This is a genomic window from Streptomyces sp. MJM8645, from assembly GCF_001625365.1.
Classification (GTDB): Bacteria; Actinomycetota; Actinomycetes; order Streptomycetales; family Streptomycetaceae; genus Kitasatospora.
Window position 1 is genome coordinate 3,066,568 of the sequence record NZ_LJJF01000001.1, and the last position, 13,505, is coordinate 3,080,072.

The 13,505-nt window shown below is 74.8% G+C and carries 13 protein-coding genes; 7 read left to right on the plus strand and 6 right to left on the minus strand.

Features of this window, described 5'->3' with window-relative positions; genetic code table 11:
* Window positions 1-46: 46 nt before the first annotated feature.
* Together A6F73_RS12980 and A6F73_RS12985 are read left to right on the plus strand one after the other, a co-directional pair.
* Window positions 47-1,060 (plus strand): GNAT family N-acetyltransferase, encoded by a 1,014-nt coding sequence (locus tag A6F73_RS12980; RefSeq protein WP_079135644.1) that lies wholly within the window; start codon window positions 47-49, stop codon window positions 1,058-1,060.
* A gap of 91 nt (window positions 1,061-1,151) precedes the next feature.
* The gene (locus A6F73_RS12985) at window positions 1,152-2,024 is read left to right on the plus strand and encodes a transglutaminase-like domain-containing protein (RefSeq protein WP_063347942.1); all 873 of its coding nucleotides are present in this window, start codon (window positions 1,152-1,154) and stop codon (window positions 2,022-2,024) included.
* A 63-nt stretch (window positions 2,025-2,087) separates the two neighbouring features.
* Here the strand turns inward: A6F73_RS12985 and A6F73_RS12990 are convergent, their stop codons facing one another.
* Entirely contained in the window at window positions 2,088-2,717 is a 630-nt protein-coding gene (locus A6F73_RS12990; protein ID WP_063347943.1) for a response regulator transcription factor, read from the minus strand.
* Between the two features lie 83 nt (window positions 2,718-2,800).
* Here A6F73_RS12990 and A6F73_RS12995 point away from each other — a divergent pair, with 83 nt between their 5' ends.
* Window positions 2,801-3,301: a GNAT family N-acetyltransferase gene (locus tag A6F73_RS12995; protein WP_063347944.1), complete on the plus strand. Its 501-nt coding sequence runs from the start codon at window positions 2,801-2,803 to the stop codon at window positions 3,299-3,301.
* 37 nt (window positions 3,302-3,338) lie between these two features.
* On the opposite strand, the gene A6F73_RS13000 is transcribed toward A6F73_RS12995, so the two are convergent.
* From A6F73_RS13000 to A6F73_RS13020, 5 genes are all read right to left on the minus strand, one after another.
* On the minus strand, window positions 3,339-3,689 hold the full coding sequence (locus tag A6F73_RS13000; RefSeq protein ID WP_063347945.1) for a hypothetical protein: 351 nt from the start codon (window positions 3,687-3,689) through the stop codon (window positions 3,339-3,341).
* A 14-nt stretch (window positions 3,690-3,703) separates the two neighbouring features.
* Window positions 3,704-4,966: a histidine kinase gene (locus A6F73_RS13005; RefSeq protein WP_244293378.1), complete on the minus strand. Its 1,263-nt coding sequence runs from the start codon at window positions 4,964-4,966 to the stop codon at window positions 3,704-3,706.
* An 8-nt stretch (window positions 4,967-4,974) separates the two neighbouring features.
* Window positions 4,975-5,697 (minus strand): ABC transporter permease, encoded by a 723-nt coding sequence (locus A6F73_RS13010; RefSeq protein WP_063347946.1) that lies wholly within the window; start codon window positions 5,695-5,697, stop codon window positions 4,975-4,977.
* Window positions 5,694-6,641 (minus strand): ABC transporter ATP-binding protein, encoded by a 948-nt coding sequence (locus A6F73_RS13015; RefSeq protein ID WP_063347947.1) that lies wholly within the window; start codon window positions 6,639-6,641, stop codon window positions 5,694-5,696. The genes A6F73_RS13010 and A6F73_RS13015 overlap by 4 nt, the downstream gene beginning before the upstream one ends.
* 205 nt (window positions 6,642-6,846) lie before the next feature.
* Window positions 6,847-9,000, minus strand: coding sequence for a prolyl oligopeptidase family serine peptidase (locus A6F73_RS13020; protein WP_063347948.1), 2,154 nt, complete (start codon window positions 8,998-9,000; stop codon window positions 6,847-6,849).
* A gap of 312 nt (window positions 9,001-9,312) precedes the next feature.
* Here A6F73_RS13020 and A6F73_RS13025 point away from each other — a divergent pair, with 312 nt between their 5' ends.
* The 4 genes from A6F73_RS13025 (at window position 9,313) to A6F73_RS13040 (ending at window position 13,498) form a co-directional block, all read left to right on the plus strand.
* Window positions 9,313-9,507: a DUF2304 family protein gene (locus A6F73_RS13025; protein ID WP_063347949.1), complete on the plus strand. Its 195-nt coding sequence runs from the start codon at window positions 9,313-9,315 to the stop codon at window positions 9,505-9,507.
* Window positions 9,508-9,538: 31 nt separating this feature from the next.
* Complete coding sequence (gene mshB / locus A6F73_RS13030) at window positions 9,539-10,471, plus strand: N-acetyl-1-D-myo-inositol-2-amino-2-deoxy-alpha-D-glucopyranoside deacetylase (protein WP_063347950.1); 933 nt, start codon at window positions 9,539-9,541, stop codon at window positions 10,469-10,471.
* Entirely contained in the window at window positions 10,468-10,929 is a 462-nt protein-coding gene (locus tag A6F73_RS13035; protein ID WP_244293379.1) for a DUF6113 family protein, read from the plus strand. The genes mshB and A6F73_RS13035 overlap by 4 nt, the downstream gene beginning before the upstream one ends.
* 238 nt (window positions 10,930-11,167) lie before the next feature.
* The gene (locus A6F73_RS13040; protein WP_063347951.1) at window positions 11,168-13,498 is read left to right on the plus strand and encodes a peptidoglycan binding domain-containing protein; all 2,331 of its coding nucleotides are present in this window, start codon (window positions 11,168-11,170) and stop codon (window positions 13,496-13,498) included.
* Window positions 13,499-13,505 lie beyond the last annotated feature (7 nt).

A 13,505-nucleotide genomic window follows, 5' to 3' on the forward strand; every position in this document is an offset into this window, starting at 1 on the left:
CCTAGTATCGCGGGTCGGAGACCGCAAATGCACAGGAGGTGCCCAGATGACGGCAGGCGGCCCGGCCCAGGACCGTCCGGAGGTCCGGATAGATCGCTCTGACGTGGGACGACGCGTGTCCGTCCGCCGCCTCTCGGGGTTCGTGGACGACCGTCCGGTGTTCCGGGATTCGATCGGCGTGCTCACATCGTGGGACGATCATGGACTGACGGTCGCCCCGCGGACCGGCGACCCCGTCTCCTTCGCCGAGAAGCTGCTGGTCGCGGGCAAGGTCGTGCCGCTCTTCCCGGCCCGGCGCGCGCCGCTGCCCGCCGCCACGCCCGTCGAGCTCCAGCGGATCGCGGCCCGCGGCTGGCCCGCCGTCGAACAGGAGCCGCTCGGCGCGTGGACGCTGCGCGCCTCGGCCGGGTTCACCCGGCGCGCCAACTCCGTCCAGGCGCTCGGCGACCCCGGACTGCCGCTGCCCGACGCGCTCGCCGCCGTCCGCCGCTGGTACGCGGCGCGCGGCCTTCCCGCGTACGTCGAGGTGATCACCCCGGGCTCGCCGGACGAGCTGCGGGCCGAGCTCGACCGGCTGGGAGCCGGCTACGCGCCCACCCTGGTGCGCACCGCCCCGCTGGCCGGGCTCGCCCGGGTCGGCTCCGGGCCCGAGCGGGTCCGGCTCGCCCGCACCGCCGACCCGGCCTGGCTCTCGCTCTACCGCCGGGTCGGCGAGGACGAGGCGCTGGAGCAGGCCGCCCGGCAGGTGCTGCACGGCGGGCCGTCGGTCTGGTTCGCCACCGCGCCGGGCGCCCCCGGACAGCCGCCGCTGGCGATCGGACGCTGCGTCATCGACGGGCCCTGGGCCTGCTTCGGCGCGATCGAGGTCGCGCCGTACGCCCGGCGGGCCGGGCTGGCCACGACCGTCATGGCGGTGCTCGCCGCCCGGGCCGCCGAGGAGGGGGCGACCGGCGGGTACCTCCAGGTCGAGGCGGACAACACCGGGGCGATCGCGCTCTATGACGGACTCGGCTTCACGACCAGTCACACTTACCACTACGCCCTTCTCCCCCAGGGGTAGCACCGCCCGCCCGCACCGCCGCCCCGCCCGCCCGCCCGCCGCTCCTCGCCCGCCTTTGCCCGCCCGCCGTACGAAAGCCGTCGCCGTCACCGTGACCGAGCAGAGCAGAGACCGCTTCCGGACCGCCGCCCGCGCCGAGCATCCCGACCCGGTGCTGCTCTGCCTGCTCGCCGCCGCCGAACACGGCCCGGTCCTCGACCCGGACGACCCCGGGGAACCGCCCAGCGTGGACGCCCTGCTCGCCGCCTGCGAGGCCGCCCTCGACCGGCACGCGAGCGCCGTCCGGCTCGCCGTCGCCGAACGCGCCCCCGCCGGCCCGGAGGAGACCGCCGCCCTGCTCGCCGCCGTCCTCGGCGGGCGGGAACGCTTCCACGGGCGGCAGTCCGACTACCGGCGGCTCGAATCCTCGCTGCTGCCCGACGTGCTGCGGCGGCGGCGCGGACTGCCGATCATGCTGTCCCTGGTGTGGATGGCGGTCGGGCGGCGGGCCGGGCTCGCCGTCCACGGCATCGCGCTGCCCGGCCACGTCATCGTCGCCGTCGGCGGCCCGGCCGGCGGCGACGAGTACGTGCTCGCCGACCCCTTCCACGGCGGGCGGCTGCTCGACCCGGACGACGCCGAACGCCTGGTCCGCGGCGCCGGGCAGGAGTTCAGCCCCGACCTGCTCACCCCCGCCCAGCCGCTCGACCTCGTGCTGCGCGTGCTCGGCAACATCCGCGCCTGGGCCGCCGACCGCCCCGAACACGCCCGCACCCAGCTCTGGGCCACCGAACTCGCCCTCCTACTGCCCCGCCACCCCGCCCAGCTCCGCCTCGAACGCGCCGAACTCCTCGTCCGCACCGGCGACTTCCTCGGCGGCTCGGCCGAGATGGACGCCTTCGCGCAGATCCTCGACACCTTCGACCCCGACACCGCCGCCAAGGTCCGCCAGGAGGCCCGGGCCGCCCGGCACCGGCTCAACTGACGACCGCCCGAGAACGCGCTCGGAGCTGGCTGGGGGCGCGCTCGGAGCCGGCCGGGGGCGCGCTCAGAGCCAGCCCTTCTCCCGGGCGATCCGCACCGCCTCGGTGCGGTTGCGGGCCTCGGTCTTCTGGATCGCCATCGACAGGTAGTTGCGGACCGTCCCCTCCGACAGGTGCAGCCGCCGCGCGATGTCCGCGTTCACCGCCCCGTCCGCCGCCGCGCCCAGCACGTCCCGCTCGCGCGCCGTCAGCGGGTTCGCCCCCTCCGCCAGCGCGGCCGCCGCCAGCACCGGATCGATCACCCGCTCCCCGCGCAGCACCCGGCGGATCGCCTCCGCCAGCTCCGAGGCCGGCGCGTCCTTCACCAGGAACGCGTCCGCCCCCGACTCCATCGCCCGCCGCAGGTACCCCGGCCGACCGAAGGTCGTCGCGATCACCACCCTCGTCCCCGGCGCGTTCCGGCGCAGCTCGGCGGCCGCCTCGATACCCGTCATCCCCGGCATCTCGATGTCCAGCACAGCCACCTGCACCTCGTGCGCCAGCACCGCCGCCACCACCTCGTCCCCGCGCCCCACCTGCGCGACGACGTCGATGTCCCCCTCCAGCCCGAGCAGCGCCGCCAGCGCCTCCCGGACCATCCCCTGGTCCTCGGCGAGCAGCACGCGGATCAGGGCCCCGTTCTGAATGTCGCTCATGCCCACGACCTTAGAGGGGCGCCGGAGAGGCTGCGGGCGGTATTCGCCTGGCTCGCCGAAGCCCTGCGGGCCAGACTGGCCGCATGCTGAACCTGGAGCGCCTCCGCCCGGACCACGCCGACGCCCTGCTGGCCTTCGAGCGCGCCAACCGCGCCTGGTTCGCGCGGACCGTTCCGGACCGCGGCGACGCCTACTTCGCCGAGTTCCCGGCCCGCCACGCCGCCCTGCTCGCCGAACAGGACTCCGGTGTCTGCCGGTTCCACGTCGTCCTCGACGCGGCCGGCGCCGTCCTCGGCCGCGTCAACCTCGTCGACATCGCCGACGGCACCGCCGAACTCGGCTACCGCGTCGGCGAACACGCGGTCGGCCGGGGCGTCGCCACCACCGCCGTCGCCCACCTCTGCCGGCTGGCCTCCTCGGACTACGCCCTCACGTCGCTGACCGCCGTCACCACCCTCGACAACCTCGCCTCCCAAGCCGTCCTCACCCGCAACGGCTTCACGGTCGTCGCCGAACTCACCCTCGACGACCGCCCCGGCCTCCGGTTCAGCCGCTCCCTCACCGACGGCCGGCCCTCGGAGTAGGAAGTCGGCCCGGCCGACTTCCCACTCCGGATGCGGGTCAGAGCCAGCGCTGGGCGGCCTCGACACTGTCGGAGCCACTGGTGTTGAAGGCGATGGCGGCCTGCGGGGCGTGGCGGCGGACGAGGTTGACGACGAGCTCGAAGAAGGGCAGGGCGGGTTCGGGCTTGCGGATGCCGCCGCCGATGACGACGACGTCCCAGTCCCGGCCGGCGAGGGCGGCGGTGATCGCGGGCCCGGCCGTCTCGTCGGGAGCGACCAGGGCCATCGCCGCGTCGATGCCGTGGTCGGCGAAGCGGGCGAGTTCGGCGTCGAGAACGGCCCGCAGGCCGTCGCCGTCCATGCCGGGGACGGTGTGCGGGTCGAAGCCGAGGATGAGTGCGGTAGCCATGCCGGGGAGGACGGTCAACCCGACCGGCCGGGTTCCGTGCCGGCCGGCGCGGTGACCGTCCGCAGCGGGACGAGGGCCCGGAGCCGGAAGCCCCGGCCCCGCTCGCCCGGCCCGGCCTCCAGCCGCCCGCCGACCAGGGCCAACCGCTCCTCCAGGCCCGAAATCCCGTTGCCCGGCTGGGACTTGCCCGGTCCGCGCCCGTTGTCGGCGATCTCCAGGACGGCGTAGCGCTCGCCGCCGCCCTCCCAGCTCTCGTCGGCCGTGACGGTGCAGACGGTGGCGCCCTCGCCGTGCCGGACGATGTTGGTGACGGCCTCGCGCAGGGCCCAAGCCAGCGCGCCCGCCTCCTCGTCGGCGAGCCCCGGCCAGGTGTCGGCCAGTTCCGGCGCGGCCTCCAGCCGGACCTGTGCGGCGGCCAGCGCGGTGCGGGCGGCGGCGAGTTCGACCGGCAGGGTGGGGCGGCGGAAGCCGGTCACCGCCTCCCGGACGTCGATCAGCGACTGCCGGGCGACCTGCTCGATGTCGGCGACCTGCGCCCGCGCCGCCTCGTCCTTGCCGGCGTCCATGAACCGCCCGGCCAGTTCGCTCTTCAGCGTGATCAGCGACAGCGAGTGCCCGAGCAGGTCGTGCAGGTCGCGGGAGAGGCGCAGCCGTTCCTCGGACGCGGCCAGGTGGGCGACGGCGGCGCGGGCCTCGCGCAGCTCCTTCATGGTGGCGACCAGCCGCTGCATGCCGGTCATCGCGGCGCCGGCGAGGAAGGAGGTGAGGGCCAGGGTGGGGATGGTGTCGCCGCCGGCGTGGCTCAGCACGCCGACGGTGGCGGTGAGCACGGCCATGGCGGCGACGCCGGGCAGCGCGTAGCGCACCGGCAGGACCACGGCGACGCACACCGAGGCGTAGGTGAAGAGGGTCAGGAAGGACTCGCCGAGGACGAAGGCCGACACGGTCGCGAGCACGACCATCGTCGCGACGATCAGCCGACAGGCCCGGGGCCGCATCCCGACCATCGAGCGGAAGATCACCAGCAGGATGTAGCCGCCGACGAAGACCGCCAGGCAGAGCCAGCCGAACACCCGGGCGGCCGTCCCGTGCCCGCCGTGCAGGAGGTTGCCCACCGGGTAGGCCAGGTAGATCGTCCACAGCAGCATCCAGCTGACCTTGACCAGCAGTTGCCGCCTGTTCTCGATCGGCGAGCCCGGGACGGTCATGAACGACGTGCGCGCCGGACCCGCCTCCGGCTGCTCGTCGGATCGGCGGGTCTGGCGCGGCTCGGTCATGTCGGTCATCATGCCTGGCGGGTGTCGCGGCGGTACAGCGCCGCCGCGGCGACGACGAACACCACGAGGAAGGCGGCCAGTCCGGCGACCGCGCCGGTGTCCAGGGAGTGCCCGGGCCGGGTGAACGCGGCCAGTTGGTTGTACAGGTACACCGGGTTGAACCGGGCGAACTTCTCCAGCGAGCCGCTCACCGGGAACCACGTCCCGCCGAACAGCGCCATCACCATGTAGGTGATCATCACGATGGTCTGCACCGAGTCCGGCGCCGCCGCGTACCCGAGCGCCACCCCGAGTGCCGCGAACACGAAGCTGCCCAGCCACAGCGCCGCCGCCAGACCGGCCCACTGCGCCGCGCCGAGCGACACGCCCTGGACCGCGCCGAGCGCGAAGACCACCAGGATCGCCGGCAGCGTGGTCACCGAGCTCGCGGCGATCTTGCCGAGGGTGTACGCCCGGCCGGGCAGCGCGGTGAGCCGCAGTTGGCGCACCCAGCCGCTCTTGCGCTCCAGCGAGATCCGCTGCGCGCTGCCGGTGAGCACCGCGCCGACCGCGCCGAAGGTGGCCATCGAGACCATGAAGTAGGTCTTCACCGACAGGCCGCCGGCCAGTGGGGAGGAGCCGTAGGCGTGGGTGAAGAAGAAGTACATCAGCGCCGGGAAGGCGATGGTGAAGACCAGGTAGCGCCGGTTGCGGAAGGTCCGCAGGATCTCCAGCCGGATCAGGGTGGTCATCGCACGGTCTCCTTCGCGTCCTCGTGCCGGTCCTGCGCGCCGGTGATCGTCAGGAAGGCCTGTTCCAGGCCGAGGCCGGTGACTTCCAGCCCGCGCGGGTACAGGCCCGCCCGGTAGAGCCCGGCGACGCTGGCGTCGGCGTCCGCGGTGCGGATCCGGACGGTCCGCACGCCCGGCACCCGGGCGGTGACGTCCAGGGACTGCACGCCCGGCAGCAGGCGTAGCACGTTTTCGTCGAACTCCCCGTCCACGTCGTGGAGTTCGAAGGCGACTCGGCGGGCTCCGGCGCGCGCCTTGATCTCGGCGGAGCTGCCGTCGGCGATCAGCCGGCCCCGGTGCAGGACGAGGACGCGGTCGGCGATCGAGTCCGCCTCCTCCAGGTAGTGGGTGGCGAACAGCACCGTGCGCCCGGCGTCGGCCTGTGCCCGCATGCTCGCCCAGAACGCCTGCCGGACGGTGACGTCCATGCCGGTGGTGGGCTCGTCCAGCACGATCAGGTCGCTGTCGCCCGCGATCGCGAGTGCGAAGCGGACCCGCTGCTCCTGGCCGCCGGACAGCTTGTCGGCCCGGCGCTCGGCCAGTTCGGTGATCCCGGCGTCGGCCAGCACCTCCTTGACCGGCCGGCCGCGCGGGTGCACGGCGCGGGCGAGCTCGACCAGCTCGCGGACCTTGGCGTCGGCCATCAGCCCGCCGCTCTGCAGCATCGCGCCGACCCGGCCGGCCACGATCGCCTCCCGCGGGGTGCCGCCGAACAGCGTGACGCTGCCCTGGTCGGGCTGGCGCAGGCCGAGCAGCAGGTCCAGGCTGCTGGACTTGCCGGCGCCGTTCGGGCCGAGCAGGGCGACGGTCTCGCCCGGGCGCAGCACGAGGTTGAGGTCGTCCACGGCGCGCACCCGCCCGTAGCTCTTACCGACGCCGCGGAAGGCGGCCACTTCGGTGCTCATCGCCCTGCTCTTCTCTCCTGGTGGTGTCGCGCCCGTGGTCGCGATCGGTGTCGCGATCGGTGTCGTTCGCACCACCTCAGAGTCCCGTGCTGGCGGGGTACGGCGGCAGTGTCCGCCGTCGTGCCTTCGGTATGACGGATGTCATGGCTGCGGCCGGTACCCGGGTCAGGGGTACCGGCCGCACAACCGCAGGTCAGGCCAGTTGTCAGAGGCCCAGCGCGCGCTTCACGAAGTCGACCTGGAGCAGCAGCAGGTTCTCCGCGACCTCCTCCTGCGGCGTCATGTGCGTGACGCCGGACAGCGGCAGCACGGTGTGCGGGCGGCCGGCCGCGAGCAGCGCGGAGGACAGCCGCAGGGTGTGCGCGGCGACCACGTTGTCGTCCGCCAGGCCGTGGATGATCATCAGCGGCCGCTCCAGCCCGGCGGCGTAGCCGGTCAGCGAGTTGGCCGCGTACACCTCGGGCCGCTCGGCCGGGTGGCCGAGGTAGCGCTCGGTGTAGTGGGTGTCGTACAGCTCCCAGTCGGTCACCGGGGCGCCGGCGACGGCCGCGTGGAAGACGTCGGGGCGGCGCAGCACGGCGAGCGCGGAGAGGTAGCCGCCGTACGACCAGCCGCGGATGGCGACCCGGCCGAGGTCCAGCGGGAACTCCTCGGCGAGTGCCTGCAACGCGTCGGCCTGGTCGTCGAGGGTGGCCCCGGCGAAGTCGAAGGCGATGGACTTCTCCCAGGCCGGGTTGCGCCCGGGGGTGCCGCGCCCGTCGGCGACGACCACGGCGAAGCCCTGGTCGGCGAACCACTGCGAGTTGAGGTGCGGGTTGTGCGCCTGGACGACGCGCTGGCCGTGCGGGCCGCCGTACGGGTCCATCAGGACGGGCAGCAGGCCGTCCCGCTCGCGGTCGTAGCCGGTGGGCAGGAAGACGGCGGACGGGATGCGGCGCTCGCCGGCGAAGCGGAACACCGGGCGGGCGGTGATGACCGGGGTCTCGGCGTAGGAGGCGATGGTGGCGACGTCGTCGACGACCACGCCTTCGGGCAGGTCGCGGGCGACCTGGACGAGGGTGCCGGGCAGGTCGGGCTCGGCGGTGGCGCGCACGGTGATCCCGCCCGCGTGCACGGCGCTGGTGACGGAGGTGAACGGACGGCCGTTGGAAGACTCCCAGCCGAGCCGCTTGCCGTCGTGGCTGATCCGGCCGACGGCGATCCAGCCGGGCTCGGGGTCGGTCTCCGCGGCGCCGCCGGAGGCGGTGAACAGCACCTCGGCGTCGGTGACGGCGACCACCGAGCGCAGGTGCAGGTCGGCCCCGGTGACGGCCTGGTCGCCGATCACCAGCGCCCGCACGCCGCCCTCGTCGGAGATCCGGACCAGCTTGCCGTCCGGGGTCCAGGACGGGACGCCCTGGAACAGCTCCAGCCAGACGTCGTCGCGCTCCTCGAACAGCACCTCGGTGGCGCCGGTGGCCACGTCGAGGCCGAGGATCAGCTGGCTGCGCTGGTCGCGGGCCTGGACGAGCAGCAGCGGCACGCCGCCCGCGGACCAGTGCACCCGGGCGAGGTACGGGTAGGCCGTGCGGTCCCAGACCACCTCGGTGCGGCCGCCGTCCAGGTCGAGCACCCAGAGGCCGACCTCGGCGTCGGCGGTGCCGGCGGCCGGGTAGGCGACCTCGGCGGGCTCGCGCTGCGGGTTGGCCGGGTCGGCGATCCACCAGCGGCGCACCGGGGTGTCGTCGGCGCGCTCGACCAGCAGCCGGTCGCCGTCGGGGGACCACCAGAAGCCCCGGTCGCGGCTCATCTCCTCCTGGGCGATGAACTCGGCCTGCCCCCAGGTGACGTTCGGGCCGTCGGGCTCGGCGAGCACCCGGTCGGCGGTGCCGTCGGCGCGGGTGAGGCGCAGTTCGCCGGCGGTGTTGGCGTAGGCGACGTGGCTGCCGTCCGGGGAGAGCCGCGGGTCCAGCAGCGGGCCCTGGGCGGGCAGTTCGGCGGTGGCGCCGGTGGCCAGGTCGGCGGTGAACAGCCGGCCGGAGAGGGCGAAGGCGGCCAGTCGGCCGGCCGCGTCCAGGGCGTAGCCGACGATGCCGGCCGAGCCTTCGCGGCTGCGCTCGCGGCGGGCCTTCTCGGCGGGCGAGAGGTCCTCCTCGCCGCCGCCGAGCAGCACGGCCGGGTCGGCGGCGATCCGCTCCTCGCCGGTGGCGGTGTCGAGGGTCCAGAGCAGGTTGGCCCGGTCGCCGCCCGACCGGGAGCGCAGGAAGACGACCCGCGAGCCGTCCGGTGCGACGGAGAAGGAGCGGGGCGCGCCGACGGTGTAGCGCAGGGTCCGCGCGTACTGCCGGGGGAAGGTGTCCGCAGGGGTGTGGGAGGTCATGGCACCAGACCCTACGATGCCGTACTCCCACTGCCGGGCGCCTGGTGATCACTCGTTCGGAGCATCGTTCCCGAGTGCGCCCCAAAGGCGCCCATACCCCCTCCGACCGGCCCATGCGCCCCACGAGTGCCTCCGTACCCCGGCGCGTGGAGACTCACCGAATGTAATGCTCCCCTTACCCATCGGGTATGACTGGTCGGGCGGGTGATCGTCGGGCCCGTCCCGGCCCCGGTCGCCCGACCGCAAGTCCCGTACGGTCCCACCGTCACCCTCCCCAGGGGGTGGCGCACCCGAGAAGGGGTGTGAGCCGACATGGCTTTGTCCGTCTCCGCAGCCATGCTGATGCTGGTCATCGTGGTGGTGCTGATCCGCCGCTCCGGGCTGAAGCTCGCGCACGCGATCATCTGCGCGCTGCTCGGCTTCTACCTGGCGTCCAGCTCGATCGCGCCGTCGATCAGCCAGGTCACCAGCAACCTCGCCGGGATGATCAACGGCCTGAAGCTCTGACCCCGCCACGGCGGTCGTTAGGCTTCCTCCCATGACCGCGACTACCGGCCGCCGCCTGCTCCTGGTGCACGCCCACCCCGACGACGAGTCGATCGGCAACGGCGCCACCATGGCCCGGTACGCCGCCGAGGGCGCCCAGGTCACCCTGGTGACCTGCACCCTCGGCGAGGGCGGCGAGGTGATCCCGCCCGGGCTGGCCCATCTGACGGCCGATCGGGAAGGAACCCTCGGCGCGTACCGGATCGGCGAGCTGACCGCGGCCATGCGCGCGCTCGGCGTCACCGACCTCCGCTTCCTCGGCGGCCCGGGCCGCTACCGCGACTCCGGGATGATGGGCCTGCCCGACAACGACGTGCCCGGCTGCTTCTGGCAGGCCGACGTCGACGAGGCGGCTGGCCACCTGGTCGCGGTGGTCCGCGAGGTCCGGCCGCAGGTGCTGGTCACCTACGACGAGAACGGCGGCTACGGGCACCCGGACCACATCCAGGCGCACCGGGTCGCAATGCGCGCGTACGAGCTGGCCGCCGATCCGGCGCACCGCCCGGAGCTGGGCCCGGCCTGGCGGATCGCCAAGGTCTACTGGAACCGGATGCCCCGCTCGGTGATCGAGGCCGGGCTCGCCGAGACCGCCGCCCGGGCGCCCTTCCCCGGGACGGCCCGGCCGGCCGACGTTCCCGGGGTGGTGGCCGACGAGGTGGTCACCACCGTGCTGGACGGCTCCGCCTACGCCGGGCGCAAGGCCGCCGCGATGGCCGCGCACGCCACTCAGATCACCGTGGACGGCGCCTTCTTCGCGCTCTCCAACGACCTCGGCCAGCCGCTGGTCACCACCGAGTACTACCAGCTGGTACGCGGCCAGGCCGGGCCGGAGCGGCCCGAGGACGACCTGTTCGCCGGCCTGTCGCCCGCCGCCGACCCGCTGCCCACCACCGCCACCGCCACCGCCGAGGAGAGCGTCCGATGACCGAGCCCGCCGCCGCCCGGCCGCCGCGCCGCCCGTTCCCGGCGGCCGTCCTCGGCACCCGCGAGGAGCGGCTGGCCGAGCCTCAGCCCCCGCGCGGCGCCCGGATCACGGCCTACGCCCTGTTCTTCCTGCTGGGTGTCGCGGTGTCGGTCTGCGGATCCTTTGTGCAGGCCTTGTGGCCGCCCGTGGGGGTCCTGCTGGCGCTCGCCGCGACCGGCGCCACCTTCTACGGCGGCCTGCGGGTCACCGGCACCCGGCTGGGCGCGGCGCTGCCCGCGGCCGGCTGGTTCATGGCGATGCTGCTGGTGATCGTGCCCCGGCCGGAGGGCGACAACGTGCTGTGGTCCAACGCCACCTCGCTCGGCTGGCTGTTCGGCGGCTCGGTCCTGGGCGTGATCTGCGCCACCCTGCCGACCCGTAGCGGCTGGTTCCCGGGCGTGCCCGGCCCGCCGCGCTGAACCCGCCCGCGGGGCACGTACGGCACCGCGCACGACGCGCAGTCAGGAGCGCACGGCCGTACTCTCATACCGGAGGAACCGGACGTATCAGGATCTGTCCGAAGCCGTTCGTCGCTCTGTTCTTCCCAGTATGGTGGTCCCGCAGAACGCCGTACCCGACCGCCGCCCGCCCAGGCCCGGCGACCACGAACCGCGGTCGCGCCGCACGGCCCGCCCGCGAACCCGGAGCAGAGCAGCATTGAGCAGCCGCGAATCTGACAACGCCCACCCGACGCCCCGGCGTACGGGTCCGGACGCCTACCCGTCGGGCACCCCGCCCTACGGCACACCGGGACTCCCGGGCGGCGACCGGGCCGGTGCCGCCCAGGGCGCCGCGTCGGGCGGCGAGGACGACGGCCCGAAGACCGAGACCACCCTGACGACCCGGGTCCGGATCAACATCCCCGGGTCGCGTCCGATCCCGCCGGTCGTGGTCCGCAGCACCGTCAAGAACGAGGACGGCCCGGGCGAAGAGGCCCCGGCGGCCGCCCCCGAGCCGGGCGGCCCGCGGCACCGGTCCGCACCCTCCTCCCCCGTCCTCGGGGTGATGGAGGGCGGCGCCCGCACGGCCACCCCGCCGGAGCTGCCGCCGGAGTGGCAGGTCCCGCCGATCCCGCCGGCGACGTCCGAGGCCGAGTCCACCGGCGCCTGGTTCCGGCCGCGGCAGAAGAAGGCCGAGCCGGCGCCGACCGCCGTACCGGCCGGTGCCCCGAACACCCCTGGCGCGCCGGAGGCCCCGGCCGCGCCCGCCGCCGCCGAGCCCCGGCCGACGGCCTCCCCGGCCCCCGGCGCCCGCCCGAACGGTGCCCGCCCCGCCCAGGGCGCGGCCCGTCCGAACGGCCGACCGGTGCCCGCCCAGGCCCCGAACGGCTCGCCCGCCGCGCCGTTCCCCGCCGGCCCCGGTGCACAGGCCCCGGCGGAGGAGCCCGGCGTGTACGAGGCCGCCTCCCCCTTCGCGCCGCCCACCGCCGACCCGTTCGCCCCGATGGCGCCCACGGCCGGAGCCCGCGGCCGGCGCGACGACCGCCCGCAGCAGGGCGCCCAGCAGAACGGCGGCCAGCAGAACGGCGGCCAGCAGAACGGCAGGCAGCGCAACGGCCGGCAGCCCGACGGACGGCCGCAGCAGGGCCCGCGCCCGGGCGCCCGCCCGCAGGGCCCGGCGACCGGCGCGACGGACCCGGAGGACACCTCGGTCGACGGCTTCGAGCCGATCCGCGAGGGCACCCCGCCGCCCGCCGCCATACCGGGCCTGCCGCAGAACGGCGCCGCGCACGGCGGCGAAGCCCGCCCGCAGCCCGGCCTGTTCGCCTCGGCCCCGGCCGGTGCCGACCCGTTCGCCGCCCAGCGCCCCGCCGGGCCGGGCCAGGACGCCTTCGCCCACCCGGCCCCCGGCGGGCTCTTCCCCGGCGCCCCCGGGCACCCGCAGCAGCAGCCCGGACCGGACCCGGAGGCCACCGAGCTCACCCCGCTGCCGACCCCCGCCCCGGGCCCCCGGCCCGCACCGCAGCCGGCCAAGACCGAGTCCGCGCCCGCGCCCGCGCCCGCCAAGGGCAAGGGCAAGGCCAAGCCGAAGGCCAGCGCCGGCAAGAAGCTGGTCAAGCTGGGCGTGTACGGCGTCGGCTTCGTGCTGTTCCTCGGCGCCGCCGCGTACGGCACCGGTCTGATGCTCAACCAGTCCGACATCCCCAAGGGCACCGTGGTGCTCGGCACCGACATCGGCGGCAACAGCCGCGACCAGGCGATCCACCAGCTCGACGAGACCGTCGGCAAGACCGGCCAGCAGCCGCTCAAGCTGAAGGTCGGCGACCAGGCGCTGAACCTCGACCCGACCGTCGCCGGGCTGAGCTTCGACACCACGGGCACCGTGGACGGCCTCGCCCAGCACAGCTACAGCCCGGTCGACGTCATCAAGTCGCTGAAGGGCGGCACCAAGGCGGTCGCACCGGACGTCAAGGTGGACCGGGCCAAGCTCAAGGCCGCCCTGGACACCCTGGCCTCCGGCTCGGGCCAGGGCCTTCAGGAGGGCTACGTCAAGTTCGCCGAGAACGGCGACCCGGTCGTGGTGCCCGGCCGGGCCGGCCAGGCCGTCGACTCGGCGAGCGCCCTCGACGTGGTCGAGCAGGCCTACCGCGACCGCGCCGCCGGCAAGCCCGACCAGCCGATCGCGCTCGCCGTCACGGCCGCCCAGCCCAAGGTCTCCCCGCAGGCCCTGCAAGCCGCCGCGGACAGCCTCGGCAAGTCCGCGCTCAACGGCAACGTGTACGTCCTGGCCGGCACCAAGAAGTGGATCTTCGGCAAGGTGGTCGCCGCCAAGACGCTCACGCTCGTCCCGGACGCCTCCGGCAAGATCGTGCCCAAGTGGGACCTCGACGCGCTGAACGGCCAGCTGGGCAGCGTGTTCGACAAGGTGAAGGTCAAGAAGAACGGCCAGACCGCCGCGATCACCCCGCAGGACGTCGCGGACGCCGTCACCTCGCTGCTCGACAAGACCGGCGAGAAGGACCGCACCTTCAAGTTCACCGTCGCCTGAGCAACGA

Bases quoted from the DNA above. Each gene is read 5' to 3' on its own strand.
- A6F73_RS12980 (WP_079135644.1), top strand. From the start codon at position 47: ATGACGGCAGGCGGCCCGGCCCAGGACCGTCCGGAGGTCCGGATAGAT.
- A6F73_RS12990 (WP_063347943.1), bottom strand. From the start codon at position 2,717: ATGAGCGACATTCAGAACGGGGCCCTGATCCGCGTGCTGCTCGCCGAG.
- A6F73_RS12995 (WP_063347944.1), top strand. From the start codon at position 2,801: ATGCTGAACCTGGAGCGCCTCCGCCCGGACCACGCCGACGCCCTGCTG.
- A6F73_RS13000 (WP_063347945.1), bottom strand. From the start codon at position 3,689: ATGGCTACCGCACTCATCCTCGGCTTCGACCCGCACACCGTCCCCGGC.
- A6F73_RS13005 (WP_244293378.1), bottom strand. From the start codon at position 4,966: ATGACCGAGCCGCGCCAGACCCGCCGATCCGACGAGCAGCCGGAGGCG.
- A6F73_RS13010 (WP_063347946.1), bottom strand. From the start codon at position 5,697: ATGACCACCCTGATCCGGCTGGAGATCCTGCGGACCTTCCGCAACCGG.
- A6F73_RS13015 (WP_063347947.1), bottom strand. From the start codon at position 6,641: ATGAGCACCGAAGTGGCCGCCTTCCGCGGCGTCGGTAAGAGCTACGGG.
- A6F73_RS13020 (WP_063347948.1), bottom strand. From the start codon at position 9,000: ATGACCTCCCACACCCCTGCGGACACCTTCCCCCGGCAGTACGCGCGG.
- A6F73_RS13025 (WP_063347949.1), top strand. From the start codon at position 9,313: ATGGCTTTGTCCGTCTCCGCAGCCATGCTGATGCTGGTCATCGTGGTG.
- mshB (WP_063347950.1), top strand. From the start codon at position 9,539: ATGACCGCGACTACCGGCCGCCGCCTGCTCCTGGTGCACGCCCACCCC.
- A6F73_RS13035 (WP_244293379.1), top strand. From the start codon at position 10,468: ATGACCGAGCCCGCCGCCGCCCGGCCGCCGCGCCGCCCGTTCCCGGCG.